Genomic DNA, 26,718 nt, shown 5'->3' with positions numbered 1-26,718 from the left:
TCCCGCCCCAACGCAAAGCCGAAGGACTCCGCAAGATCGCGGCCATGCTCAAACCCGGCGCCCCGCTGCTGATCTTCGACGCCTACCGCACCCGACCCTTTCGGCGCTACATGACACGAGCACTCGCCAGTTCCCAAACCTGGTACCCAACCTGCGAAAACTTTCGGGCCGATCTGAACAGGGCGAATCTTTCGCTCGCCAGATTCGATATTCATGAAGCAGAAACATGCCTCCCATTTGCAGCCGACACGCACACAAGCAGTCAATTAAGGCAAGAATTCGATCCAGTCGTCGCATGGCTATTTCCAAAAATAGTAAGCAGATTCATGAAAGATCTCCTCAGGCCGCAGGAATCAGTATACCTATCAGCCGTCCAACGGTTGGACTGAGGCCTTTTGTAGGATTCGATCACAGTGTTCCAGTAATTGCCTTTATTCGTCGCTGGAATTTTCGTCGCCATCAGGATGGCCTGCATCAGAAGAGAGTCGGGTACGAGACGACCGTACGTGCTACCGGCCGAGATCACTATCAACGGGAGATGTCCCGGAGCTCTCGAAGCGTCCAGGGGCTTCCGGATTTTGTCATACAGGACTGAGGCGACGAGCGGGCGCGTGAACTCGTTGCGGGCGCGGCGGCGGCTTTGGTGGCGACCGCGCTAACCAGGCATCTGGAGCTGCATTGGGAATATTCCTATATGGCCGCTCCCGAAAAGGTGATTAACAGCAGCGAAGGAATGTCGTCGTCCTAAACGCGCGTGAATTCCGTGCGGTCCGAACGTACCGGGAGTCTAGAGAACTTTAAATCATCGGGGTTATCGATCGGCAGGTAGGTGCGGACGAGAAGGCCGACGAGGAGAGCGGGCCCGTACTGATGCATTTGAGGCGGGTTTTGATCAGCCTGATGAGCTGGTCGATGGTGTGTTTGGCAAGGTTGGCCAGAGATTTCTTCAGGTGTGACCACACACCCTCGACGGGATTGAGTTCGGGTGCATGCGGCGGCAGGTGGAAGACGGTCAGCCAGTCCCTTGCGGCGATGTAGCCGCATATCCGGGCCGACCGGTGGGCGTTGAGGTTGTCCCCATACCAGGACGATCGGGGTGCCGAGTTGCTGGTGGGCGGTGTCGAGCGGACGGATGTAGTCCGCCCGGCGCCGGGGTGCCCGACGACGGCGAGTCTGGGAGAGCAGAGGGAGACGATCAAGCGAACGAGGAGCTGCTCACATGACGGATCCGGTCTAGATCGGACGAAGGTGTGACGCCTCAACCTCTAGGCCCCCGTTGCCGCCGAGGGCCTGCCCGTTGCGCGCTCGAGGCATCTGGCCGCGCAGGCGTCGGCGCAGCAGGCCGGCGCAGGAGAGCCTGATCCCGGCCACGGCGATGACGCGTCGAGCCTCCCGCCTCCGGGCGTGTCCCAACTCGGTGCGGGCCGCACACCACCGCTCGGTCATGAGCCCGGTCATGATTGCGTAACGCTGCAGGTGAGACACCCCGAGCGCGTGCGCGGCAGCGCCACGGCCGTTTCTTCGAGATCGCCGGCATTCCAGAAGTGTTGCTGGAGCCAGAAGCCACGGCGAAAGCGCAGTCCGGGGGCCGTGCAAGAGGCCGAATACGGATGGCGGGAAAATGACGACGGCTGGTGAGCGCGACGAAACGCTCCGCCCCACGCCGAAAAGAGGGGAACGGGGCGTCGGGTCACGGCCGCGAGACCGTGGCGTGGTGCCTGCGAACGTCGACGAGACCAGCCTACCGGGCGACCTTGTCGTAGGTGGCGAGCATCCGGTGCAGGCCGAACGGGACCAGGAACCGGCCGACGCCGGGCAAGCGTCGCTCCACCGCGAGGGCGAGTCCAACGCGCGTTGCAGGAGTTGTCTGGCCATCACCCCGGCTCCTGTGATCTCAGCGAGTCGCTAGCAAATGGTTCTGCGCCAGTGCCGAATGTTGCAGGATAAACCAGTCGCAACGTCTGGTGGAGCTTTATACCGAGCAGGACGCCGCGGACGCAGATGAAGATAAAACCTCAGCGATGAGTGATGTCTGCGTCGCCCCACAATCAATTCTGAGCTGTTTCGCGTCCGCAATGCGGGGTAGAGGTCCCGTGCGTTGTCGCATGACGGGCGCCGCTCTTCCGCCCAAAGTCTGAGATGGACATCAATCGGCGAAAACATCCATGCCTTCGCCTGTCGGCGGCTGACCGAATTCCCAGCCCTTTCGACTGAACATTAAGGACAATTTGTATGGCGTTTTACGGTCCCTCCATTACGGTCATCGGTGGGGGCGCGGCCGCCGCCTGCCTGGTGGCCACGTTGGAGCATCGAACACGAACCGTCCAACCTGGGGCGCTGCGAGTAATCAAAGCGCGCGGGGAGACGTGGCGCGGAGTGGCCTTCCCGTCAGACGGGCCGATGATGTTGGCCAATGTCCCGGTGCAGGACATGTCCCTTGCGGCCGATGACCCTGAGCACCTGCCGCGCTGGCTGCGCGCTCGCGGTTACGGCGACCGGCTCGACGACAGGCCGGAGACCTGGTATCCGCCGCGTGCCCTGATCGGGGAGTACATCACCCACACCGCCGACATGGCCATGGAGCGGCTCGCTGAACGAGGCTGGCTCGTGGAGATCGTCTACGACCGGGTCGCTTCGATCGACGATGCGTGGACGACCAGGCTCGCCCTGCGAACCGAACTCGGGCGGTCGATCCCGGCCGATCACGCTGTGCTGTGCGTGGGGGCGGCGGAGTCCACCGATCCGTACAGCCTGGGGAATCCGCCCCATTACATCGCCGAGCCGTATCCGCTCCAGGTCAGCGCCCGGCCGGTGCCCGCCGAGGATCGCATCGGGGTACTGGGCAGCGGACTGACCGCCGTGGACGTGGTCGTGGCCCTGCACGCGCAGGGCCATCGCGGGCCCATCACGCTGGTGTCCCGCAACGGAGTGCTGCCCGCTGTCCGGCAACCGAAGACAGAGGCGACGGCCAGCGCTCTGACCATCGACCGGCTTGAACGACTCGCCGGCCCCGGCGAGTCGTTCGGCCTTGACCAGCTCATCGCGCTGGTCGGCGAGGAACTGGCGGCCCACGGGCACCACCTGTCAGAGGTGGAGAAGGAACTGGACCTGGCCGAACCGCCGGCCGAACGGCTGAGCCGCCATCTCGACGGGTCTGGAGGTGCGCTGCCGCTGCTGCAGAAACTGATCCCGGAAATGGGGCAGGACGCCTGGTTCCTGCTGCGGGAGCGCGACAAGCGGCATGTACTCGATTACTACGGCAGGGCGCTGTTCTCCTTGTGCTGCCCAATGCCACCGGAGAACGCCGCGATGGTCCTGGAGAAGCTGCACAGTTCCCAGCTCGCCGTCCTGGCCGGAGTCAAGGACGCGTCCGCCGCATCCGACGGCACTTTCATCCTGAAAATCGGGAAAACGACGGTCACGGTGGACTGGCTTGTCAACGCCATCGGTCTCAAACGCGGCCGGATCCCCACCGGCGCTCAACCTCTCGCGCAATCCCTGCTCGACGGGCAGGGGGCGAGGGCTCACCCGCTGGGCGGCTTCAGCGTGGAGCGCACGACCAGCCGGTTACTCACGCCGCGCGGTCCGAATCCCCGATTGCACGCGCTCGGCGACATCACCGTCGGCGCCTACCTGTTCACCTTCGGCGTCCCGGTACTGGTCATGCGCGCCGACCGCATCATCCGCGACATCTATCGAAACGATCACGTCTCCGCCTAGCCAAGGACTTCCACAGTGACGACGCGATACCTCTCCCAAACCGACAAGGCGCTCCCCATTCCCGAACCGCCCGTTTTCGACACGTCAGCCCAACAGCGCGACCATGACAAGCACATGCTGGCCGCTGCCGTTCGGCTCTTCGGCCACCTCGGATTCGACGACGGCATTTCCGGCCACCTGTCGATCCGCGACCCGAGCCACACCGACCGTTTCTGGGTCAACCCCTTCGGCGTCGCCTTCAGCCGGGTACAGCTGGACGACCTGATCTGCGTCGACGCGGAAGGCAGCATCGTCCACGGAGAACACCCGGTAAACCCGAGCGCCTACGCCATCCACTCACAGGTCCTGCACCAGCGCCCAGACGCCCAGGCCGCCATCCACTGCCACTCTGCCAACAGCCGTGCCTTCGGCGCGCTGAACGTGCCACTGGAGCCACTGGATCAGGAATCCGCCGCCTTCCACGAAAACCACGCCATCTTCGACGACTACGCCGGCCCCACCACCGAGCCCTCCCAAGGCGAAGCGATGGCCCGGGCGCTCGCCACCAACCGGGCTGTGCTCCTACGCTTCCACGGCCTCATCACTGTCGGGGCCAGCATCGAAGAAGCCGCCTACTGGTTCATCAGCTTCGAACGCTGCGCCGGTCAGCAACTCGCCGCCCGTGCTGCGGGCCCTATACATCCCATGACCCCCGAACAGGCCGCGAGCGCACACACCGGCTTCGGCGACCCTCGCCTAGCCTGGTTCAACTTCCGCGTCCTGCTTCAGCAGACCGCCGCGAAGGACGCGACTTTCCAAGCTGACTAAGACCGTGTCCCATGGTGAGGCGGATCAGGCGTTTGTAGGAGCACAGGGCTGCTGCGAGGCCGAGAAAGGCCAGGTAGTTGCGGGGATCGCGTTCGTAGCGGTGGTTGAGTCTTCGGTAGCCGGTCAGCCAGGACATCGTGCGTTCCATCACCCCACCGTCGGCGGCCTAATCATCGGCTGGATTCGATGCCTTTGCGGGCGATACGCACGCCGATGCGTTGGCCGCGTAACCATTGGCGCAGGTCGGGCCGATCGTAGGCTTTCTCGGCGTGCAAAGCGCTGGAGTTTGAGGTGACGGCCGCGGTGGGGGTCTTGTCTCGTGTCGTGACCAGCCACCATCGGCTTCAGGCCCTGGCTGTCGTGGAGGTTACCGGCCGAGTTACCGACGACCAGCGGCAGTCCGTTCGCGTCCGACAGAACGTGCATCTTGGAACCCGGACTACCCCGGTCCACGGGGCTCGGACCGGTAAGTTCGCCTCCTTTCGCCCGCACGTGCGCCGAGTCCAGCACGACGCGCGAGACGGCGACCAGGCCGGCATCATCCAGCCGATGGAACACAGCCTCGTGCAGCCGGCGCCATTCTCCAGCCCGCGACCAGATCATGAAGCGGTGGTGAGCGGTCGACTTCGATATCCCGAAACAGGGCGGCAACGCCCGCCACGCACAACCACTGACCTACGCATACACGATCGCGGTGAACACCGCCTCATCAGGGGTGTCCTGCGTGCCCCTCCTGCGGACGCGCCCTCGACGGCGGGATCAGCGGCTTGGCGATCTCCCGCAACCTGTCCGGCACGATCCCGTCCCATACCAAACCCAACGACCGACCAACCACAGATCGGACGCTACCACCAAAAATCACGAAGTGCTGCTGGAGTATTCGAGTGGGTCTCACGTGGAGTGCGGCAGATCATGTTAAGCCAGTAGTGGCTGGTCTGGCCGGTGGCCTCTAGCTAGGCGATCCGGTTTAGATCGCTGCGGCCCAGCGCGGCCGGGTCTGGTCGGGCGTGCAGTTGCTGCGTTAACGGGAGGTTGGCAACCTCCCATAAGCCGCGCGGTGACGAATTCGAGCGGCGTCAGCACCGACTGACGAAGGATTCAGTAGGGCAATAACTACTCACCCCTCAGAAGTTGGGGGAGAACGTGGTACAATATTTGACCTTAGCCTTACCCAATAGAAACATTGGTAGTCAGTCGATGTGTGTGCCGAGGCTCTCGAAGACGAAAAAGCTTTGGATGCGGCACTTCCATGGAATCTAATGATCGTCTGCGTTCCCTGATAGCGGAAGCAGGATGGACCGGAGATGCCTTGGCCCGAGCCGTCAACGCCGTGGGGGCCGAGGCGGGCCTGAACCTCGCGTACGGGCGGGCTTCGATCACTCATTGGAGTTCGGGGAGGCGCCCTCGCGACCCGGTGCCGGCATTGATCGCCGAAGCGTTGTCCAGGCGGTTGAAGCGGCCGTTGTCAAGCGAGGAGGCGGGGTTCGGCAAGGACCACCGCTCCTGGTGGAGCCGGAGTCTGCCAGTTCAGTTAAACGAACTGGCCGCCGCTGCGGGCTCGAACAGGCGGGCCTTCCGCCGCGTCTGCGTCTACCAGGCGACCGCCCTGGACGTCCCGACCTGGTTGGACGCCCAAGGGGCGCGGTCCGCGTCGGCGGCGGTGTCGTCAGAGGCGGGTGGAAATGAACCTGGGCTGGAGTTGCAATTGGCCACCGATATGCTGCGATTTTTCGCGCGCATGGACCAGAGTTATGGGGCGGGGTTCATGCGTCCGGCGGCGTCGGCGTTTCTGGCGTACCTGATAGGGCCTTGGCTGGACCTGTCGACCACTGCCGCCGCACCGCGGGCAGAGTTGATGTCCCTCTGCAGCCAACTCGCGCACCTGTGCGGGTTCATGAGTTTCGATGACGAGTCCCATGGGCCCGCCCAACGTTTTTATCGCACTTCCCTGGTTATGGCCGCCGACCTTGACCGGCCCGACGAATATGCGTGGACCCTTCGAGCTATGAGCGCGCAAGCTCACCATCTGGGCCATTTCGGGGCGGCGCTGCGGCTGGCGGAGACCGCGGCCGCACCGGATCTCGCCGTCCTGACGAAGGCGTCGCTGGCGGGTCAGACGGCGGTGGCGCGTGCGGCGACGGGGGCGCGTCGCCAGGCGATGCGTGACCTCGAAAGGGCCGAAGACCTGCTGGGCCGCGCTCCTGCCCAGTCGACCCGGCCGGTGGGAACCTACCACGGTGCCGTGCTGTCATACGAGAAGGCGGCTGTCCACGCTCATCTGCGCGACCATCGGGCTGCCCTGGCGGCACTGGAGGAAGCGCTCCCGCGCTGGTCTGCGTACGAGCGCCGATCGCGTGCCATCACCTTGGCGCGTCTGGCCGAACTCCAACTGCGGCAGGGCCGACCGGAGGAAGCGATCAGCGTGGGCCATCGCCTCCTGGACGACTACGCCCTGATCCGCAGTACCCGCATCCGGAAAGCGCTGGCCGACCTGCGCGCCGGACTCCGTCCTTTCAGTAAGAACCGAGCGGTGAATGCATTCCTTCGACGTGCAGGTCAATCGATCATTTCCCGCCCATCTCCAACACGCAACCTGTAGCCAGTCGCTCGTCGGCGCCGGGATCGTTAAGTCCGGAATCGGTAAGTCTCGCCTACTGAGCGCGCTGTGGTACCGACGCGGCGATGTCCTGGACAAGTCCGCGCTCGTCGGCAAGCACGAGAATGGCACCTTTCGTCGCGTCTCCCTGGTTTCGACACACGCGCCATTCAGGGATGATGGCGCCTGTTCGTTAGGGTAACCCGGGCTGGGAGGCACGAGAATTTGCGTTTCGGGGTCAAGTGGTGACGAGTTTGAGGTGTGCTGTGAGTGCGGTAGGAGTGAGGTTGTGGCGTCGTTTGAAGTCCGGGTTGCGTCGTCCGGCCGCGAGCCAGGGGAGCCGTCGGGTGATGCCTTCCTGGACGGTGCGGGCGAACAGCAGGTAGAAGGGGCTGAAGCGGGGGCTGGCCGTGAGATCGAACCCGGTCGCGAAGAAATGGATGCGGGCATCGTCGAGCAGGACCAGTGCTGATCCGATCAGTTGACCGTCCAAGTGCAGTTCGAGCAGCCAGGCGTGGTCGCCTAGGTGGAGGACGAAGTCCTGGAAGAGCCCGGGCTGGTAGTAGTCGGCGTTGTCGAATTTCTCGGCGGTGTGCCGTGCGAGGCGGACGAAGCCGTCCAGATCGCCGTCGACTGCCGGGGTGAATCGGGTGCGCACGCCGGCCTCGTGGGCGCGGCGGAGGTATTGACGCATGATTGTGCGGCGTTTGCGCACCAGTCCGGTGATGTAGGCGTCCAGGTTGGCGAAGGTCGCGATGTCCATGCCCCAGCCGGTTTCGATGTTGGTGCCGGGGATGCCGCGGGCGGTGAGGCGGGCGGCTAGGGGATCTTGATGATCGATGTTGACCAGGCCGCACAGCGACGCCTTCCATTCCTGGGCGAGTTCGGTGAATGCCGCCATCGCGGCATCGGCGGCCTCGGGGTGCCGGGGGTGTGTGGGCAGGGTCGTCTGGTAACAGTGCCAAACGTGGCTGAGGAGGGCGGGCTCGGCGGTGATGTCGGGGAAGTGGGTGGCCAGGACCCGCATCGGGTCGGTGCCGCGCATGAGGAAGGCGGGAAGGGCCGCGGCGGGCCGGCCGCTGGGTGTGAGCATCGTGAGGTAAGCGGTGCGCTCCACCGGGTGTAGGGGGTGCTTCTCGAAGGCTTCCAGGAAAGACCGGTGGTAGAAGATCGATTCTTTGGTGTCGTGGATAAGGGCGTCCCAGTGGCCGGGGTCGACGTCGGCCATACGGGTTGCGATCTGGACGCGGTAGGTCACGATGACACCCGCTCACTGGTGACGGCCCAGTCCAGGATGGTCTTCCCTGCGCTGGCCTGGGCGGCGTGGGCGAACGCCTTGTCGTGGTCGACGGGATCGAAGTGGTGAGTGACCACGGCGGCGGGGTCGATACCGGTGTCCAGCAGGGTGGCCATCTGGTGCCAGGTGTGAAAGATCCGGCGGCCGCTGATGCCCTGGACGGTGAGCATGCGCAGGGCGATGTCCGCCCAGTCGGTGGGGACGGCGCGATCGGGAAGGCCGAGGACGGCGACGCGGCCTCCGTGGGTCATGCGGGCCAGCAGATCCCGCAATGCGGTTGGGTTGCCCGACATTTCCAGGCCCACATCGAATCCGTCCGGGCGGCCGAGTTCGGCCAGCGCGGCGGCGAGTTTCTCCTGCCCCGCGCCGCGCACGAGGGTGGCGCCCTGACGGTGCGCTAGTTCGCGGCGGTAGTGGCTCGGCTCGGTGACGACGACGTGGCGGGCCCCAAGGTGAAGGGCGACCGGGATGGTCATCAGACCGATCGGCCCGGCGCCACTGATGGCGATCGTCTGATCCCGTAGCGGGAAGGCCTGTGCGGCGTGCACCGCGTTACCGAACGGATCAAACAACGCGGCCGTGTCCAGGGGGGCCGGGCCGGTGCCGCCACAGGCTGGCGGCGGGCACCCTGACGTACTGGGCGAACGCACCGGGTCGGGCGACCCCCAGCCCCTGAGCATGCAGGCACAGGTGGCCCTTGGCGTCCAGGCAATGGCGGCACTGGCCGCATACGACGTGTCCTTCCGCGGAGACCAGTTGTCCCGGTTCCACACCTCCGGTCCCCGGGCCCGCAAACATCACCTCCCCCACGAACTCGTGTCCCGGGATCAGCGGCAGGGGGATCGTCCGGGCCGCCCAATCGTTCCAGCGTTCTATGTACAGGTCCGTGCCACAAATGCCGGTGCGCAAGACCTTCACTAGCACCTCGCCCGGAGACGGCTGCGGCACCGGTACTTCCTCAAGGACCAACCCCGGCCCGGCACGCTTCTTGACCAGGGCCCACATGCTGGACGGCAGGTTCGTCCCCACAATGTCGCCGTTCATGATGGTGCCGCACCTTCTACAGGTTCGGCGGACAGAGCGGGCGGGTGCACCGCTACCCGCTGGTCGTTCTTCTCGATCAGCCACTGGTCGATGTCGATCAGCCACGAGGCATCGATAATGATCATGTAGAAGCGCCGGGGACTGGCCCCCTGAAACTCATCGAGCGGAAGCCGCCATTGGCGACGGACGCCCTCATCGGGGAAGTTGCGGTCGTAGTAGACAGCGGCGACGGGCAGACCGGTCAGGAAGACGCTGCCTGACACCCGGGAGCCGCTCTCGATGTTGCGGGAGTGGCGCACGCGGCGCAGTGAGTACCACAGCAGCCGCAGCGGCTCGCGCAGCGGTACGTAGTTGACGGTCGCAGCCCAGGCGCCGCATGGATCACTGGTCGCCAGCGTCATGAACCGGGCGTTCTCGATGAGGAACTTGCTGCGATCGACGAGTTGCTGGGATCGGCTCACGGGTTCACCTCCTGCTTGCGGCAATCCAGCAGTGCGGCATGCGGGACAGTGAGATAGGGCTGCCAGTAGCCGGTCCCGTACTCGCGGGCGCCGTGTTCGGAGACGACATGTGGGAGCCAGTCCACCCTCGTGTACCCGGCCTCGGCGAGCGCACGTTCCAGCGTTTGCCCGGTCCAGTACCTGGCGGTGATGGTCGCCTCGTACCGGCCGGCCCACAGGTTGAGCACGACCGCCGCCCCGTCCTCGGGCTCGTAGGCGTGCAGCCGGAACCCGTACGGTGCGTAGTAGGCCGGATCCCGGTGGAACCCCGGATGAATCGGCAAGGTGACGAACCGGCCGCCTGGCCGCAACGCCTGCACCGCCGACCGGCATAGATCGACCAGTTCTTCGTAGGTGGTGACGTACGGCAGCACGTACACGCCGAGCACAACATCGAAGATCTCGTACAGGTCGGGAGGCAGCGCCCCCGGCACATATCCGACCCCCAGCGGCTCCTCCCGTTCACGACGGACGGCGTAATCGATCATTCCGCCGGCCACATCTAGCCCGGTCACCTCTGCGCCGCCCCGGGCCAGCTTCCGGCTGTAAACCCCGCTGCCGCAGCCGAGGTCGAGAACCCGAAGCCCCGCCGCCTCGCCCACCGCTTCCAGCACCGACGGAAACTCCAACTCACGACGGAACGGCTGCTCAGAGAAACGCTCGTACAGCATCGCGAGATCATCGAATTGGCTATCCACCATCGGCCTCTCTTCTCCTACGACAACCGGTTTGAACAGGATTTCGACCCAAGGCACGACATGGCAAAAGCGCAGATACGGATCTTAAGCCTTGACCGCAAACCCGCCACAGGACCTGCCTCAGCAGGGACGGCATCCGCTTACACCTGCTCCCACCATGTGGCTGAAATCTTTCCGGCATCAGTGCGTGCACGAAATTCACTGACGACGCTGATAAGGAGTGGCCCAGTCGCCGAATCGCGTCCTGTGAAAGTCGATCGATACCAAGGAAGCCAGGTCATGTCTCTAGTGGGCATCGTATTGATAGATCAGGAGAAGGCCCGCGTGCGACCGAGGTGTTGAACGTGCGGGCTTGTTAAACGATGTCGCGTTCAAGTTCGGGTTAGCGCCGAGATGTCAAGCATGCTGGCGACCACGACGAGGGCCAGCCTGCTCGTCTTCCGAAAGCCCTCGGCCGCAGCGGCGCAGGCGCAGCTCGTCACCCCCGTTGATAGGAGGCGCTCCGGTGCCCATCCGGCCACAGCGACACCCCTCACACCGACCAGTCCAGAGCACCCCACCAGGGCACGGCAGGAACCACACGATCACCCCGGCCCTCGTCTGGGCCGCCGCCGGAGCCTTCTACCTGATGTTCCAGATCCAGATCTTCGCTCGCTGGGCCGCCGACGGCGGGCCGCGCGCCGGACCACCCCGGAATTTCCACATCTCCACCGCACGGGAGATCACGGCCCTGGTCTTTCAGGTCGCGGCGGTGGCAATAGTGATCGGAATCGCCTTCCGCATATTTCGCCACTGCCTGCGCGCGCGGTCCCGTCACGCCGGACGCGGCGGTCTTGGTCGGGGTTCTACTCGCTGATCTGGCAGGATCCACTGTTCAACTGCGTCCGGATCATCGTCACATACAACCGCAGCGTGCCCTACTCCGGATCCTGGGGCCCATACCTGCCGGGCTGGCACGGGCCCGACGCGGACCTTCAGATCGAGCCGATCCTCGCACCCTCGGGTTTGATCATGGGCGTGCTGATCCTGTGGGTGTGGGGCCAGATCGCTCTCGCCAACTGGCTTACCAGGACCCGCCCCGCCTGGTCGGGGCTCCATTACTGGGCGGCCATCGTGTTCTTCGGGTTCATCGTCAATTGCCTCCTCGAGGCGATCATCATCGCCGCCGGAATGTGGGCTATACCGCCACCATCGGGCAGACGACCCTGTTCGCGGGGCACTGGTACCACTTCAACCTGCTGCACGCCCTTCTCATCGCCCTCACCGTCCGCACCCCGGTGGCGTCATGTACCTCAAAGCCCGCGCCGGCGACGGTATCCCGCACATCTTCCGCGGTAGCGAGGCCTTCTCCGCCCGCACCCGCGACGCGCTGCGCCTGCTTGCAGGAATGAAATACATGAACACCTGGATGCTGATCTTCTTCGTCGGAACCAACCTCATCGCCTCCTTCGGCGACTCGATGCCCGCCGACATGCCAGCGTTCCTTTGGCCTCGCGGAACCAGCGCGCCGGTCACCGTGCCGACGAGATCTACCCCGTCCCGCTAAGTGCCGTTCCCGAACCTTTGATCTTGTTGGGGGAATGAAGTTCGCGCTTGTGAGGGCGTTGGCGGGTTTGGCTCGGCACGCTCCCGCTTGAAGCGTGGCCGAGGGCGGGTTGCGGCGGTGTCCTGGATGTGGGGACTCGCTTCCGGGCTGGTTGCGGCAGGATGCTCGCTTCTGTAGCGCGTCGTGCCGGGCTCGGCATTGGCGGTGGGTGCGGCGGAGCCGGGCCCGGGTGGCGGTGATCCTGGATGGTTCGCCGGCGGCCCGGGCGGAGTGTCCGGAGTGCGGAACCGAATGGGTGGTCGGCGCCGAGCGGCAGACGGGGGCGATCTTCTGCAGTCCGCGGTGCCGGACGCGGGCGTGGCGGCGGCGCAAAGCCGTTCGCGAGGGCGTCACGGTGACGGAGTCGCGAACGGCTGAATGATCCGCAAATGGCTGGATCTGACCTGGGGGAACAGCGCGACAGGCAGCCGTACAGCTCGGCACGAAATGACGCCAACGCGGCCAAAGCTCCAGCCCGGTCCCGCATCGCTGACACGGGGAGTGCGGCAGCGCGGGCAGCAGAAGCGTTGATCACAGGCGGGGACATCGTCACACGTGATCACGGCAGCCCGATGGCGGCGTCCGGCGAATCAGTAACGCCTGGGCCACGGAGCACGACGGTGCTGGAAGGTCTGCCTTTCCGGACACTTCGCGCGGTGGTGCATCAGCCGGGGGTGCGTGGGCTGGGCGGGATCGGTAAGTCCCGTCAGCGGTTCGACGGCGCGCTACCGAGGAGCCCCGGGCGGGACGGGCGGTCCGCCCGGGGCGGGCGGTCAGTGCGAGACCATCTTCAGGCAGACGTCCGCGATCTTGGCGTTGATCGGCGCGATCTCGTTGCGCTTGTGCTCGGTGACCCCGGTGAGATGGCCGAGCTCGTGGAGCAAGATCAGCTGCTGCATGTCCAGCCGGGTGGGTGGCCGGTTGAGCCTCGCCCCGCCGAACAGCCCGACGTCGTTCACGGTGAGGAACGGTTCGAAGATCCGGATCGTGCCGCCGCTGCCGATCCCCTGTCCGGAGGCGGCCGCGTAGGCGAAGTCACCGCTGAGGGGGTCGAGTATCCCGGGCAGGCCGGTGTCCTCGAACCGGGTGAACAGGAAGTCCGTGAATGCGGTCCGCCGCGTTCCGTCCGGGTACACGACCGCGTTCGGCCCGGTGAGGAGATCCGCACACGCCGTGTTCTCGGTAAGGATGTCGCTGGTGCTCTGATAGGCGCCGAGTACGGGCAGCCGGGGCGGTTTCGGCTTCGACGGGCCGAAGAGGAAGACGGCGATCGTGCCGAAGAACCCCAGGTCGATCTCCGGTCCGAAGGGGTTCGGCCGCTTGGCGGTGACGGTCACGTCTTCCACGCAGACGCTCTTGAGGTATTCGGTGTAGCAATACTCACCGGCGCTGGCGGGCGCCGCGCCGACGCTCAGACCGACACCGGCAATGGAGGTTGCCAGCACCAGTGCTGCGGCGATGCGAGCGCCACGACGGCGTCCCAACCGGGGCGTTGCGGCGTTGATGACCGGCCGTCGGCGGCGGGCGGAACGGATGAGGGGCAAGGGCATCTCGGGTCCTTCGGTCGACAGGTGACCGGGCTGCTGCCCCGTCACCCATAGTTCGCGCGCCGGACGCCGCCGGATGCCTCCCGTGCGGGACAAACCTTTTGCCTGAGCGCCTGCCCCACTCACTCAACTCAGTCATTGATTCGGACTGCAACGGGCCCAACTCATCGAACCGGCAAATCCGGAACACGCCGGAGACCTGGCCCGGTCCCCCCAAGCCACCGCGCGGATCGTGATGACCGACCGCGCCGTGGAACTGCGCTGGGGCGATGACCAGCACCTGGCCGCGTCCGCTCACCTCGCCGACGAATGGACCCGCGTGGCGCGCGACCGGGGCGAGGCCCTGCTCACCGCGTGCACCCGCCCCTACCGGCGCGCCACGATGACCCTCGCGGAGCTGGACGAGTTCATGGACAACCCGAAACCCAACAGCGCCTCTCCACCAGTTGTAGAGCTCCAACTCCGTGGTCGAATGGCCGCACCCTGCGAAAGTGGAGTCCCAAGACGTCCTGCAGGACTGCAAGACGTCCCTGGGACGTCTTGGGCATCGACTAAGGCCCCATGGCCAGTCGGCAACCTTCTGGGCTCCAGGACGCTGGACGACCTGGTACCGCCGCGACGGCGGTTGGCGAAGTCCCGCCCGATCAACGAGATCGGACGGGACTCAGGTCGGGTTGAGCCGCCTGCTATTCGCGGCTCAATCGTGGTCGGGGGTCATCGAAGTTTGTCGGCCTCGATATACCCGTACCGGTGGAGGTTGGGCACGTACACCTTGATCCAGTGGCCCTTGGAGCGCCGCTGGCCGCGAGCGTCGCGGGCGTGCGCGGCGACGTCGAGCTGACGGACACGCTGACGTTCACCCTGACCAAGCGGCGGCCGCTGGCCAAGGACGACCTTGAGGGCGGCGGCGCGTTCCCCTGACGACCCCGGCCGTGACCGGCGCGTGCGGAGCTGGCCGGAGCGGGCCTGGGCGGGGATCGCTCAGGACGGCGCAGCAGAATGTGGTCACGGCCGCACCCTTGAGGACTAATGAATCCGACTGCCTACGATCGCGTTTGTACAGGTCAACGACCTGTTTCGGGTCGTACCACCGTTTGCGTGCGGCTACGACGGCGGGAGGCCGAGCGCGCGGGCGATCAGCATGCGCTGCACCTCGGACGTCCCCTCGCCCACCTCCAGGATCTTCGCGTCCCGGTAGAAGCGGCCGACCGCGTACTCGTTCATGAAACCGTACCCGCCGAAGATCTGCGTGGCGTCGCGCGCGTTGTCCATCGCGGCGTTGGACGCGACCAGCTTGGCGATCGCGGCCTCCTTCTTGAACGGCTCGCCCGCCAGCAGCTTCGCGGCGGCGGCGTAGTACGCCAGCCGGGAGGTGTGGGCGCGCAGCTCCATGTCGGCGATCTTGAACTGGACGGCCTGGTAGCGGCCGATCTCCTTGCCGAACGCCTCGCGTTCGCGCACGTAGCGGAGGCATTCGTCCACGCAGCCCTGGGCCAGGCCGACCGACAGCGCGGCGATCGCGATGCGGCCCTCGTCCAGGATGCGGAGGAACTGCGCGTAGCCGCGCCCGCGCTCCCCGACGAGGTTCTCCGCCGGGACGCGCACGTCGTCGAACGACAGCTCCCGGGTGTCGGACGCCGACCAGCCGACCTTCGAGTACTTCCGCCCGACCGTGAACCCGGGCGTGCCGTTCGGGACGATGATCGTGGAGATCTCGCCGTCGCCGGTGAACGCCGTGACGGTCACGAACGCGGTGATGTCGGTGCCGGAGTTGGTGATGAACGCCTTCGACCCGTTGATCACCCACGAGTCGCCGTCCAGCCGGGCGGTGGTGCGCATCCCGCCTGGCACGTCCGACCCGCCGCCCGGCTCGGTGAGGCCGAACCCCGCCAGCCGCTCGCCGGAGGTGAGCAGCGGCAGCCACCGCTCCTTCTGCTCCGCCGACCCGAACCGGTAGATCGGCATCGCGCCCAGCGACACCCCCGCCTCGAGCGTGATCGCGACGGACGAGTCGACGCGGGCCAGCTCCTCAAGAGCCAGGCAGAGGGCGAAGTAGTCGCCGCCCATCCCGCCGTGCTCCTCCGGGAACGGCAGCCCGAACAGGCCCATCTTCCCCATCGCCGCGACGATCTCGTACGGGAACTCGCCGCGCTCGTACAGGTCCCCGATCACCGGGGCGACGCTCTCGCGGGCGAAGCGCTCGACCGTGCTCCGCAGCTCTTCCTGCTCCTCGGTGAGCGTGAAGTCGATCATCATGTCTCCGTTGCGGGTGAGAGGGCCTGGACGACGCGCGACGGGCTGGGACGGCCGAGACGGCTCGCCAGCCAGCGGCTGGTCGCGACGAGCTTGTCGAGGTCGACGCCCGTCTCGATGCCGAGCCCGTGCAGCATCCAGACGAGGTCCTCGGTGGGCAGGTTGCCGGTGGCGCTCCCGGCGAACGGGCAGCCGCCGAGGCCGCCGGCGGACGCGTCCACGACCGTGACCCCGGCCTGGAGCGCGGCGAGCGTGTTGGCGAGCGCCTGGCCGTAGGTGTCGTGGAAATGGACGGCGAGCCGCTCGGTGCCGATCCCCGCCGCGCCGAGCGCCTCGATCAGCGCGGTGACCTGGCCGGGCGTCCCGACGCCGATGGTGTCGCCGAGGCTGAGCTGGGAGCAGCCGAGGTCCATCATCCGGGACGCGACGGACACGACCTGCTCGATCGGCACGTCCCCCTCCCACGGGTCGCCGCACACCATCGACACGTAGGCCCGCACCCACAGCCCTTCGGCGCGGGCGCGCGCGACGACCGGGGCGAACATCGCGAGGCACTCGTCCACGGTGCGGTTCAGGTTGCGCTGGGAGAACGTCTCGGTGGCGCTGCCGAAGATCGCGATCTCCGTGACGCCGTTGGCGAGGGCCCTTTCGAGGCCCCGCTCGTTCGGGACCAGAACTGGATAGCGCAGCTCGGGGGAGCGGGGGAGGACGTCCAGCAGCTCCTCGGCGTCGGCGAGCTGCGGCACCCACTTCGGGTGGACGAAGCTTGTCGTCTCGATCGTGCGCAGGCCCGCGTCCGCCAGCCGCGTCACGAACTCGGACTTGACGTCCACGGGGACGACCGCCTTCTCGTTCTGCAGCCCGTCCCGCGGCCCGACCTCGTAGATCGCGACCTCGCGGGGGAGGCCGGAGAGAGGAACCCGCATCGTCGTCATGCCTCCTCGATGACGGCCAGCACGGCGTCGAGCGCGACCTGCGCGCCCGCGCGGACCGGCAGCTTCGCCACGACCCCGGCGAGCGGCGCGGTGACGGTGTGCTCCATCTTCATCGCCTCGACGACCACGAGCGGCTGCCCTTCGGCGACCCGGTCGCCCTCGGCCGCCTTGACGGCGAGGACCGTCCCCGGCATCGGGCTGCGCAGCACGCCGTCGCCCGCCGCGGCCGCGTCCGCGCCGCCCTCGGCGCGGACGTGCTCGGCCAGCGCCCAGGCGCTTCCGGCGCGTCCGAGCCACAGCGTGCGCCCGTCGCGGGCGGCCTCGAACGAGGTCGTCCTTCCAGCGTAGGTGAGGGTGAACGGCCTGGTCAGCGAGGCCGTGACCGGTGGGTCATCGCCGATCGCGACGCGGGCGGACGCGGCCCGCCCCTGGACGCGGACCTCCACCGGCCCGCCGCCGGACGGGGTGATGATCCACGGCGTCCAGGCGTGCGCGCCGGGACGCCAGCCGTCCGGGACGTCCCACGGGTCGTCGCCCGAGCCTTCGAGGGCCAGCATCCGCTCCAGCGCGGCGGCGGCCAGCACGTCGGGCGGGACGGACGCGTCCGCGGTCAGCTCGTCCAGGGACCGCTCGACCAGCCCCGTGTCGAGCTCGCCCGACACGACGGACGGATGCGCGAGCAGGCGCCGCAGGAACGCGACGTTCGTCGGGACGCCCAGCAGCGTGTACGAGGCCAGCGCCCGGTCGAGGCGGTGCAGCGCCTCGGCCCGGTCGGAGCCGTGGACGATCACCTTGGCGAGCATCGGGTCGTAGGACCCGCCGACCTCCGTCCCGACGTCGAGCCCGGAGTCGACGCGGGCGTACTCGGGCTCGGACAGGGCGAGGACGCGTCCGCCGGTGGGCAGGAAGCCCCGCGAAGGGTCTTCGGCGTAGACGCGGGCCTCGATCGCGTGGCCGTCGAGCGCGACGTCGTCCTGGGCGAACGGCAGCGGCCGGCCCGAGGCGACGTCGAGCTGGAGCTCGACCAGGTCGAGGCCCGTGACGAACTCGGTCACGGGGTGCTCGACCTGCAGGCGGGTGTTCATCTCCATGAAGAAGAACTCGTCGGGACGGTCGGCGGAGACGATGTACTCGACCGTCCCGGCGCCCACGTAGCCGACGGCCCGCGCGGCGGCGACGGCGGCGGCGCCCATCCGCTCGCGGGCGGCGGCGTCCAGCAGCGGCGACGGCGCCTCCTCGATGATCTTCTGGTGGCGGCGCTGCAGGCTGCATTCGCGTTCGCCCAGGTGGACGGCGTTCCCGTGCGAGTCGGCGAAGACCTGGATCTCGATGTGCCGCGGGTTCTCGATGAACCGCTCGGCCAGCAGCGTGTCGTCGCCGAACGAGCCGCGCGCCTCGCGGCGGGCGGACGCGATCGCGTCCGGCAGATCGGCCGCGTCCCGGACGAGCCGCATGCCCTTGCCGCCGCCCCCGGCGGACGGCTTGATCAGCACCGGAAGCCCGACCTCCAGCGCCGCCGCCTTCAGCTCGGCGTCGGAGAGGCCGGGTTCGTCCCGTCCCGGGACGACGGGAACGCCCGCCGCCGCGACGGTCCGCTTCGCGCGGATCTTGTCGCCCATCGCCTCGATCGCCTCGGCGGGCGGGCCGATGAACACCAGCCCCGCATCGCCGCACGCCCGCGCGAACGCCGTGTTCTCGGCGAGGAACCCGTACCCCGGATGGACGGCGTCCGCCCCGGACGCCCGCGCCGCCGCGATCACGGCGTCGATGTCGAGATACGACGGGACGCGGAGCGCCTCGTCCGCCTCCCGCACATGCCGGGCCCGCGCGTCGGCATCGGTGTGGACGGCCACCGAACGGACGCCGAGCCGCCGCAGCGTGCGGAACACCCGGACGGCGATCTCCCCGCGGTTGGCGACCAGGACGCTGTCGAACATCAACACCCTCACATCCGGAAGACGCCGTAGCCGACCGGCTCCAGCGGTGCGTTCGCGGCCACCGACAGCCCGAGGCCCAGCACGCGCCGGGTGTCGACCGGGTCGATCACCCCGTCGTCCCAGAGCCGGGCCGTCGAGTAGTACGGGTTGCCCTGTGCCTCATACTGCTCGCGGATCGGCGCCTTGAACGCCTCCTCGTCCCCGGCGGGCCACTCCTCGCCGCGCGCCTCCAGCTGGTCGCGGCGGACGGTCGCGAGGACGCTCGCCGCCTGCTCGCCGCCCATGACGGAGATGCGGGCGTTCGGCCACATCCACAGGAAGCGCGGCGAGTACGCCCGGCCGCACATCGCGTAGTTGCCCGCGCCGAACGATCCGCCGATCACGACGGTGAACTTCGGGATGCGCGCGCACGCGACGGCCGTGACCATTTTCGCGCCGTGCTTGGCGATGCCGCCCGCCTCGTATTCGCGGCCGACCATGAATCCGGTGATGTTCTGCAGGAACACGAGCGGGACGCTGCGCCGGTCGCACAATTCGATGAAATGCGCGCCCTTCTGCGCCGATTCGCTGAACAGGATCCCGTTGTTGGCGACGATCCCGACCGGATGCCCGTGGATGCGGGCGAAACCGGTGACGAGCGTCGCGCCGTACTCCTTCTTGAACTCCTGGAAGCGGCTGCCGTCCACGACGCGGGCGATGACCTCCCGCACGTCGTAGGGGGTGCGCGGGTCGGGCGGGACGACCCCGTACAGCTCCGCCGGGTCGGCCGCGGGCTCCTCGGGGGCCGCGACGTCCCACGGGCGCGGCTCGCGGGGGCCCAGCGTGGACACGATGTCGCGGACGATCCGCAGCGCGTCCGCGTCGTCGTCGGCGAGGTGGTCGGTGACGCCGGACGTGCGCGAATGCAGCTCGCCGCCGCCCAGCTCCTCCGCCGTCACGACCTCGCCGGTCGCGGCCTTCACCAGCGGCGGGCCGCCGAGGAAGATCGTCCCCTGGCCGCGGACGATGACGGCCTCGTCGCTCATCGCCGGGACGTACGCGCCGCCCGCCGTGCACGACCCCATGACCGCCGCGATCTGCGGGATCCCGAGCCCGGACATCGTGGCCTGGTTGTAGAAGATGCGGCCGAAGTGCTCGCGGTCGGGGAACACGTCGTCCTGCCGGGGGAGGAACGCGCCGCCGGAGTCGACCAGGTAGACGCAGGGGAGGCGGTTGTGCAGCGCCACCTCCTGCGCCCGCAGGTGCTTCTTCACCGTGATCGGGTAGTAGGTGCCGCCCTTGACGGTGGCGTCGTTCGCGACGATCAGGCATTCGCGGCCGGAGACGCGCCCGACGCCGGTGATGATGCCGGCGCCGGGCGCCTCGTCGTCGTACATGCCGTTCGCGGCCAGCGGGGACAGCTCCAGGAACGCCGAGCCGGGGTCGAGGAGCGTGTCGACCCGGTCGCGGGGGAGCAGCTTGCCGCGCCCGACATGCCGCTCGCGGGCCCGCTCGGGGCCGCCGCGCCCGGCCCGGTCGACGCGGTCGCGCAGCTCGGCGGACAGGGCCTCGTTGTGCGCGGCGTTCGCCTTGAACGCCTCGGCCGAGACGTCCGCGCGGGAGCCGATCTCGGGTCCGCTCATGCCCGTCTCCTCCTGTTAACGACCGTTAACAACGCCGATGTTAATGGGCGTTAACAACTCTAGTCTAGACTGGCGCGCATGACGTCCCACCCGGCCGGGGAGCTGGTCGGCCCGCCGCCGAACCCGCGCCGGGCCGAGATCCTCGCCGCCGCGGCCGAGCTGTTCGCGCGGCGCGGCTACCACGGGGCGTCCATCGGCGACCTCGGACGGGCCGTCGGCCTCACCGGGCCCGCCCTCTACCGGCATTTCCGCGGCAAGGAGGCCGTGCTCGCGGAGATGCTCCTCGACATCAGCGAGCGGCTGCTCGCCGAGGGCGTCCGCCGCGCCGCCGACCCCGATCCGGGACGGGCCCTGGACGCGCTGCTCCAGTGGCACATCGCGTTCGCGCTGGACAACCCGGCGCTGATCACCGTCCACGAGCGGGAGCTGGACAACGTGCCCGAGCCGCAGCGGCACCGCGTCCGCCGGCTCCAGCGCGCCTACGTGGAGGAATGGGTCGCCGTCCTGCGCCGCCTGAACCCGGCCCTGCCGGACCGCCGGACGCGCGCCGCCGTCCACGCCGCGTTCGGCCTCCTCAACTCGACCCCGCGCAGCGCCGCCGGGCTCGACCGCGCCGCGATGCGCACCCTCCTGCACACGATGGCCCGCGCCGCCCTCGAGAACGCGGGCTGACGCCCGCGCTAGCAGGACGCGGCCTCGCCGTCGAGGGAGCGGTCGACGGCCCGGGCGAAGGACTCCGCGTCCGCGCCCCGCAGGTCGAAGATCTTCTGGACGCAGCCGCGGAACGTGCTGCTGAACGTGCTGTAGTGGGGCGACACAGGGCGCGGCTCGGCACGTCCGAGCGCGGTGACCACGGCGCGTCCGAGCTGGGTGAGCTGCGCCTTGTCGGGCAATTCCGTCTCGCCGGGGCCGGGCGGCTCCCCGGTCAGCGCCGAGCACGCCTGGACGTTCACGTCGGCGGGGGAGTGCCGGTCGGGAGTGAGGCCGAGCGCGGAGTACCGTCCGGGCGCGAAGCCGCCGCAAGAGAACAGGAGCCGCTGCCCGGCGGTCCCGCTGAGGTACTGCACGAGATCCGTGGCGGCGTCGGGGTTCGGGGACTTCGCCGACACGGCGAGGTTCTGCCCGCCGAGGACGGTGCGGCCCGGCAGCGCGGTCACCCCGAACCGCAGCCGACCGCCGTCCGGTGTCCGCATCCGCGGCTCGGACGCGAGCGATGAGAACGCGTACGGCCAGTTGCGCATCAGCCGGGTCCCCGACGCGAACGCATCGATGCTCTTCAGCTCGTCGAACCGCCGCGACGGGCCGAGCGATCCCCGCGCCCGCGCGGTGAGGCGGACGAGCGCCGGATACACCCTGGTGCGCAACTCCTCCACGCCCGGACGGTCGTCGCCGGTGAGCAGCCCCTTGCCGCCGTCGTTCCACACCGCCTCAAGCGCGTTCACGGTTAGGCCGTCGTAGTCGGCGAGCTGCAGCGCGATGTCAGAGCTCAACAGCCCCGGCCACGCGGTCGGCGGTGTCTCGCCCTCGTGGAAGTAGAGGAGCCCGACGTCCACGTTGAACGGGACGGCGTACTGCTTCCCGTCGCGTTCGCCCGTCCGCAGCGGGGCGGGGAAGAAGTCGCCGAGGTCGCCGATCCCGTCGAGCGGACGCAGGTAGCCGCCCTCGGCGAACTGGGCCGTCCACGTGTTGTCCATGATGAGGACGTCGTAGGCGCAGCTCCCCGACTCCTGCACCGCCTTGATCTGGCTGTGCTGCAGGTCGGTGGAGTCCGACACCTCGACGAGCGTGGCGTGCGGGTGCGGGCGGCCGTCGGGGTAGCGTCCTTCGTTCCACTTCCGGATGAGCGCGCGGCGCTGGTTCTTCAGGCTGACGTCCGTCCCGCCGGCGACGAACAGCTCCTCGCGGTGGCAGTCGGCCTTCATCGCGGGATACGACTCGTCCGGCCAGAAAAGGGCGGCGAGGCCCGCGGCCAGTACCAGCGCCGCGCCGGACGCGGCGCTGATCCAGGCCGTCCGGTCGCCCGGCAGGAACTTCATCACCGCTCCACACTCATCTCAGCTCGGACAGGAGTTCGGCGGCCTGCTCCACCTCGGACGCGCCGGTGAGCGCCACGCAGCCCGTCCCGTCCGCCGGGCGGAGCGCCGCCGCGATCTCCCTGACGGGCGAGGACCGGCACGTCGCCGGGCCCGTCAGCACGATGGTCAGCCGCAGGTCGGGATGCCTTTCGCGGAACTCGCCTGACAGCCATCGCACTCGCGAGGCGAGCTGCGGATTCGTCCGGGTGCCCTGCCCGTCGGTGACGAGGATGAGGTTCGGACGCCCCGTGCCGAGATCGGCAGCCGCGATCGCGTCGCTGAGCGGCTGGTCGCCGCCGCCGGACGCGACCGCCTGCAGACGGCTGACGATCGCGTTCTTGTGGTCGGGGGACGCGGTGTCCTGCGGGACGTTCCCGAACGTCCCGGCGTTGTCCGGCGGCGCCGTCTGTGACGACACCTGAAGGCCGACGCGGTCGTTGCTCTGCAGCTGCGACACCAGGCTCCGCAGGAACGACGTGCCGCGGGCGAGGCGCGCGCCCTCCCGCGCCTGGGCCGCGCCGCCCATCGACGCGGACACGTCCAGCATCAGCGACACCGAAACCCTCGGACGGGCCGTGCCGATGCGGTCGAGCGTCTCCTGCACGCCCTTCGCCGGAGTCAACGCGACGTTGGTCGGCATGACGCGGTCGCCCACGACCCGCTGGAGCCGCGACAGGTAGAAGTGCCGGGTGTCGCCTTCGAGCGCTGGCGGGATCGTGCCGCGCTCGTCGCGGAAGCCCTGCCGGGTGAGCGGGTGACGGTCCAGCCAGCGGCGGAACCCGGTGACCGCCGCGTCCCGCTCCTCGGTGTCCTGGCCGCGCCACCGCACCTGGACGAACGGATGGTCGAGCGTCGGCAGGTCGGTGGCGTAGTACGGGTGCAGGCGCCATTTCGCGTACGGGGCGGCGTCCGGGTCGACGGCCCCGCACCGGTCGCCGAGCGGGCGCCCCATGTCGTAGTCGTGCAGCACCTGCTCGGGGACGGCGACCGCGAGATCTTCGGGGGGTTCGGAGTCCTGCGCGGCGGCGCGCTCACGGAACTGGCACAGCAGCGACACCGCGTCCGGGGCGACGAGGCCCGCGGGTTCGGCGAAGCGCTCGTCCTCCGCGTCGTCGCCGGGGAGCGCGTCGTAGAGCGCGGGCGTCACGGCGAGCGCGGCCGACGACGTCTCGGGGACGGGACGGGCGATGGCGCGCAGCCGAACGTCCTCGTCCTTGAGGCGGTTCAGCACGTCGGACGTCCTCGTGGCGAGCGGCGCCGCGATCGGGTCGGCGACGGACTCGTGCGCCTTGGTGAACAGCGCCAGCACGAGCGGCGACGTGCCGACCGAGCCGCGCGTCCGGAACTTCGGATCGCCCGCGCCACTGGCGGTTGATCCGCCGAGGCCGGAGCGTCCCGGGGCCGCGCGGCCTCCGCCCGCCTGAACGGGCGAGGCGACCTGCCCCGGCCCTTTGGGGATGAAGTCGTACTCCGCCGTGGACGACGGGATCCAGATGTCGGGCTGCGGGCCGAACAGTTGCTCGCCCTCGGCGTGCCGTTCGTCCGCGGGCGCGCTGCGGCGCCACAGCAGCCTGAACCCGTCGTACAGCGGGACCGGCCCCGCTTCGGGGACGACGGTGACGCTGTACTGGCGGCAGCCGCGGTCCTCGCTGTCGTTCGCGAACTCGGCCGCCGCGGCGCGCAGCGGGGTCAGTGCCTCGGGCGTCGTCAGCACCCGCAGCTCCAGCGGCTGCCCGCACGACCTGGTGCGCTCCCGCAGCCCGTACACGGCGACGGCGGCCACCAGGACCAGCGCCATCACCGCGGCCCCGGCCGCGCCCCACGCGACCGCCGTCACCGCCCTCGCCGTCGCCTTGGTGACGACGGGTTTGAGGACGTCCTTGACCTCCCGGCGGGAGACGAGCCAGAGGAGCAAGACGATGACGGCGATCGCGACGGCGGCGGTGACGAGCGTGCTGAGCCAGGCGACCGCGTAGACGTGCTTCATCACGACGGTGACGATGACGCCGGAGCAGACGCCGAGGATCACGGCGGGCGGCCGCGGATCGGCCTTCGTGCCGTCGGAGGCGCCGTTACCGGCAGTGGAATTCTCGTCGTCGCCTTGGCGGCCCGGTGGCGTCTCGCCGCTGCCGGTTTCAGTCATGCAGGCCCCATCGGCGCGTCGGTCCGACTCGTCCGTTCCCCCGATTCTGACTCTCCATGATATTTGCCGGGACGTGAAAGGACAGGAAAACGGCCGACTCGGACCGGCCGATACCACCGGGTGCGCATTTGTGGACCGTCCACAATCTTGACTTGGTCACCACGGCATAGGTCAGATGGACGCGAAGGTCATCCCGCTTCTGACCCATATCAAAGGAGTGCCCCATGCGCGTCGAGGGCGTCGGCTTCTACGAGATCGCACAGCAAGACCCTGACCGTCCCGCCGTACTGGCGCCCGGCGTGCCGCTTTCGTACGGCGGCCTGCACGCCGAAGTGAACCGGATGTCGAACGCGCTGAACGATATCGGGTTGCGTCCCGGAGACGCGCTGGCGACCGTGCTCGGCAACCGGCCCGAGTTCCTGACGGTCATGCTCGCCGCGCTGCAGTCGGGGCTCTATCTCGTGCCCGTGAGCCGCCACTTGACCAGGCCCGAGATCGGCTGCATCCTCGCCGATTGCGGCGCCAAGGCCGTCGTGACGGAAAGCGCGTTCGCCGATGCGGTGTCGGGCGCGGCGGACGAGGCGGGCATCCCCGCGGAGGGGCGCGTGAGCGCGGGCCCCGCGGACGGCTACCGCTCGATGGCCGGGCTGTGCGTGTCGGGCAGCGCGGAGCCGCCGGGCAAGCGCCGGACGGGTTCGATCATGCTGTACACGTCCGGCACCACGGGACGCCCGAAGGGAGTCCGGCGGCCGCTACTGGACACCCCGCCGGAGGCCGTCGCCGGCGTCCTGCGGCGGACGCTGATGCGGCACCTGGGCCTGGAGCCCGGCGACGAGGTCCATCTCGCCGTGGGCCCGCTCTACCATTCGGCGCCCTGCGTCCACGCGCTGATGGCGCTCCACCTCGGGCACGCCGTCGTGGTCGCGCCGCGGTTCCGGCCGGAGCACACCCTCGAACTGATCCAGCGGCACGGCGTCACCAACGCCTTCATGGTCCCGACGATGTTCCACCGCATGCTCGCCCTGCCGGACGAGGTCAGGGCCAGGTACGACGTGTCGTCGTTGCGGCGGGTGTTCCACAGCGCCGCGCCCGTCCCCGTGGAGACCAAGCGCCGGATGCTGGACTGGTGGGGGCCCGTCCTCTACGAGTACTACGGCTCGACGGAGAGCGGCCCGGTCACCCTCGCCGCCCCGGACGAGTGGCTCGCCCGCCCCGGGACGGTCGGACGCCCGGTCGACGGCGTCCAGATCAAGATCCTCGACGCGGAGGGCGGCGAGCTGCCCGCCGGGGAGACGGGCCTGATCCACGCCGGCGGACATCCCGGGTTCGAGTACCACGGCGACCCCGCCAAGACCGCGTCCACCATGCACGACGGCTTCTACACGGCCGGCGACCTCGGACACGTCGACGAGGACGGCTGGCTGTACATGAGCGACCGCCGCAGCGACCTCATCATCTCCGGCGGCGTGAACGTCTACCCGGCGGAGATCGAGAGCGTCCTGCTCCAGCATCCGGGGGTCGCCGACGCGGCCGTCATCGGCGTCCCCGACGACGAATGGGGCCAGGTCGTCGTCGCCCTCGTCGAGCCCGCCGACGAGACCCGCGCAGGCGCCGGCCTCGCCGCGGCTCTCCTCGCGCACTGCGAACCGCGGCTCGCGAAACCGAAGCATCCGCGCCGGGTGGAGTTCCGCGCCTCGCTGCCGCGCACTCCGTCCGGCAAACTCAGCCGCCGCCGCGTCCGGGACGCCTACCTGCAGGAACTCGCCGACTGACGGTTCCGCGCGACGGCGCGCGGAACGCTCCCGAAGCAAATCGCCGCGGACGTCGAACGCCTCCGCGCGCCGCTGCGTACAACCGCACATGAAAGACCTGAAGGTCGCCCCACTCGCCAACGTCGCCCCGACCGAAGCCGCCCCGACGAAGACCGACCTTCCCGTCATCCCCGACCCCACCGCCCCC

The 26,718-nt window shown here is 68.6% G+C and carries 20 protein-coding genes and 1 pseudogene; 8 read left to right on the top strand and 13 right to left on the bottom strand.

From position 1 onward, the window contains the following. From E1287_RS45000 to E1287_RS30760, 3 genes are all read left to right on the top strand, one after another. Window positions 1-389 (top strand): hypothetical protein (locus E1287_RS45000; RefSeq protein WP_207934564.1); only part of this gene is annotated, 389 nt, incomplete at its 5' end. A 1,843-nt stretch (window positions 390-2,232) separates the two neighbouring features. Further along, window positions 2,233-3,720, top strand: a complete 1,488-nt coding sequence (locus E1287_RS30765) for an FAD/NAD(P)-binding protein (protein ID WP_131968771.1) — start codon at window positions 2,233-2,235, stop codon at window positions 3,718-3,720. Between the two features lie 15 nt (window positions 3,721-3,735). Beyond that, the gene (locus E1287_RS30760) at window positions 3,736-4,527 is read left to right on the top strand and encodes a class II aldolase/adducin family protein (protein WP_131968770.1); all 792 of its coding nucleotides are present in this window, start codon (window positions 3,736-3,738) and stop codon (window positions 4,525-4,527) included. A 25-nt stretch (window positions 4,528-4,552) separates the two neighbouring features. Here E1287_RS30760 and E1287_RS45930 read toward each other — a convergent pair. Beyond that, window positions 4,553-5,347: pseudogene (locus E1287_RS45930) on the bottom strand (IS5 family transposase); the annotation flags it as partial. 603 nt (window positions 5,348-5,950) lie between these two features. Here E1287_RS45930 and E1287_RS30750 point away from each other — a divergent pair. Then, window positions 5,951-7,126 carry a tetratricopeptide repeat protein gene (locus E1287_RS30750; RefSeq protein WP_131968769.1) on the top strand — a complete coding sequence of 392 codons (1,176 nt, stop codon included), beginning with the start codon at window positions 5,951-5,953 and terminating at the stop codon, window positions 7,124-7,126. Between the two features lie 235 nt (window positions 7,127-7,361). Here the strand turns inward: E1287_RS30750 and E1287_RS30745 are convergent, their stop codons facing one another. The 5 genes from E1287_RS30745 to E1287_RS30730 all read right to left on the bottom strand — a co-directional run bounded on the left by E1287_RS30745 (window position 7,362) and on the right by E1287_RS30730 (window position 10,665). Further along, window positions 7,362-8,381, bottom strand: coding sequence for a GNAT family N-acetyltransferase (locus E1287_RS30745; RefSeq protein ID WP_131968768.1), 1,020 nt, complete (start codon window positions 8,379-8,381; stop codon window positions 7,362-7,364). Beyond that, window positions 8,378-8,896 (bottom strand): zinc-binding dehydrogenase, encoded by a 519-nt coding sequence (locus E1287_RS45925; protein ID WP_243719548.1) that lies wholly within the window; start codon window positions 8,894-8,896, stop codon window positions 8,378-8,380. The genes E1287_RS30745 and E1287_RS45925 overlap by 4 nt, the downstream gene beginning before the upstream one ends. 88 nt (window positions 8,897-8,984) lie before the next feature. Further along, complete coding sequence (locus tag E1287_RS45920; protein ID WP_243719547.1) at window positions 8,985-9,464, bottom strand: alcohol dehydrogenase catalytic domain-containing protein; 480 nt, start codon at window positions 9,462-9,464, stop codon at window positions 8,985-8,987. After that, on the bottom strand, window positions 9,461-9,925 hold the full coding sequence (locus E1287_RS30735) for a pyridoxamine 5'-phosphate oxidase family protein (RefSeq protein WP_207934562.1): 465 nt from the start codon (window positions 9,923-9,925) through the stop codon (window positions 9,461-9,463). The genes E1287_RS45920 and E1287_RS30735 overlap by 4 nt, the downstream gene beginning before the upstream one ends. Further along, window positions 9,922-10,665: a class I SAM-dependent methyltransferase gene (locus E1287_RS30730; RefSeq protein ID WP_131968767.1), complete on the bottom strand. Its 744-nt coding sequence runs from the start codon at window positions 10,663-10,665 to the stop codon at window positions 9,922-9,924. The genes E1287_RS30735 and E1287_RS30730 overlap by 4 nt, the downstream gene beginning before the upstream one ends. 1,282 nt (window positions 10,666-11,947) lie before the next feature. On the opposite strand from E1287_RS30730, the gene E1287_RS30720 reads away from it, so the two are divergent. Further along, entirely contained in the window at window positions 11,948-12,208 is a 261-nt protein-coding gene (locus E1287_RS30720) for a hypothetical protein (protein ID WP_131968765.1), read from the top strand. 812 nt (window positions 12,209-13,020) lie between these two features. Here E1287_RS30720 and E1287_RS30715 read toward each other — a convergent pair. Further along, complete coding sequence (locus E1287_RS30715; RefSeq protein ID WP_131968764.1) at window positions 13,021-13,797, bottom strand: hypothetical protein; 777 nt, start codon at window positions 13,795-13,797, stop codon at window positions 13,021-13,023. A gap of 777 nt (window positions 13,798-14,574) precedes the next feature. Between E1287_RS30715 and E1287_RS44030 the strand changes: the two genes are divergently transcribed. Continuing rightward, window positions 14,575-14,715, top strand: coding sequence for a hypothetical protein (locus E1287_RS44030; RefSeq protein WP_165969258.1), 141 nt, complete (start codon window positions 14,575-14,577; stop codon window positions 14,713-14,715). Between the two features lie 183 nt (window positions 14,716-14,898). Here E1287_RS44030 and E1287_RS30710 read toward each other — a convergent pair whose 3' ends face one another. From E1287_RS30710 to E1287_RS30695, 4 genes are read right to left on the bottom strand one after another with little or no spacing between them, the layout of a single operon-like run. Continuing rightward, entirely contained in the window at window positions 14,899-16,047 is a 1,149-nt protein-coding gene (locus E1287_RS30710) for an acyl-CoA dehydrogenase family protein (protein ID WP_131968773.1), read from the bottom strand. Continuing rightward, window positions 16,047-16,973, bottom strand: coding sequence for a hydroxymethylglutaryl-CoA lyase (locus E1287_RS30705; protein ID WP_131968772.1), 927 nt, complete (start codon window positions 16,971-16,973; stop codon window positions 16,047-16,049). Before E1287_RS30705 ends, E1287_RS30710 begins: the two co-directional genes overlap by 1 nt. A gap of 5 nt (window positions 16,974-16,978) precedes the next feature. After that, window positions 16,979-18,919, bottom strand: a complete 1,941-nt coding sequence (locus E1287_RS30700; protein ID WP_131968763.1) for a biotin carboxylase N-terminal domain-containing protein — start codon at window positions 18,917-18,919, stop codon at window positions 16,979-16,981. Window positions 18,920-18,927: 8 nt separating this feature from the next. Then, window positions 18,928-20,541, bottom strand: a complete 1,614-nt coding sequence (locus E1287_RS30695; RefSeq protein WP_131968762.1) for a carboxyl transferase domain-containing protein — start codon at window positions 20,539-20,541, stop codon at window positions 18,928-18,930. A gap of 78 nt (window positions 20,542-20,619) precedes the next feature. Between E1287_RS30695 and E1287_RS30690 the strand changes: the two genes are divergently transcribed. Next, window positions 20,620-21,213, top strand: coding sequence for a TetR/AcrR family transcriptional regulator (locus E1287_RS30690; RefSeq protein ID WP_131968761.1), 594 nt, complete (start codon window positions 20,620-20,622; stop codon window positions 21,211-21,213). A gap of 8 nt (window positions 21,214-21,221) precedes the next feature. Here the strand turns inward: E1287_RS30690 and E1287_RS30685 are convergent, their stop codons facing one another. Together E1287_RS30685 and E1287_RS30680 are read right to left on the bottom strand one after the other, a co-directional pair. Then, window positions 21,222-22,577 (bottom strand): extracellular solute-binding protein, encoded by a 1,356-nt coding sequence (locus E1287_RS30685; protein WP_131968760.1) that lies wholly within the window; start codon window positions 22,575-22,577, stop codon window positions 21,222-21,224. Between the two features lie 13 nt (window positions 22,578-22,590). Beyond that, a complete protein-coding gene (locus E1287_RS30680; protein ID WP_131968759.1) occupies window positions 22,591-24,759 on the bottom strand; it encodes a vWA domain-containing protein in 2,169 nt (722 codons plus the stop codon). 224 nt (window positions 24,760-24,983) lie between these two features. Here E1287_RS30680 and E1287_RS30675 point away from each other — a divergent pair, with 224 nt between their 5' ends. Continuing rightward, a complete protein-coding gene (locus E1287_RS30675; RefSeq protein WP_131968758.1) occupies window positions 24,984-26,531 on the top strand; it encodes an AMP-binding protein in 1,548 nt (515 codons plus the stop codon). Window positions 26,532-26,718 lie beyond the last annotated feature (187 nt).

Source organism: Actinomadura sp. KC06 (genome assembly GCF_004348735.1).
Lineage (GTDB): Bacteria > Actinomycetota > Actinomycetes > Streptosporangiales > Streptosporangiaceae > Spirillospora.
This window is presented reverse-complemented; position numbering and strand designations above follow the sequence as displayed.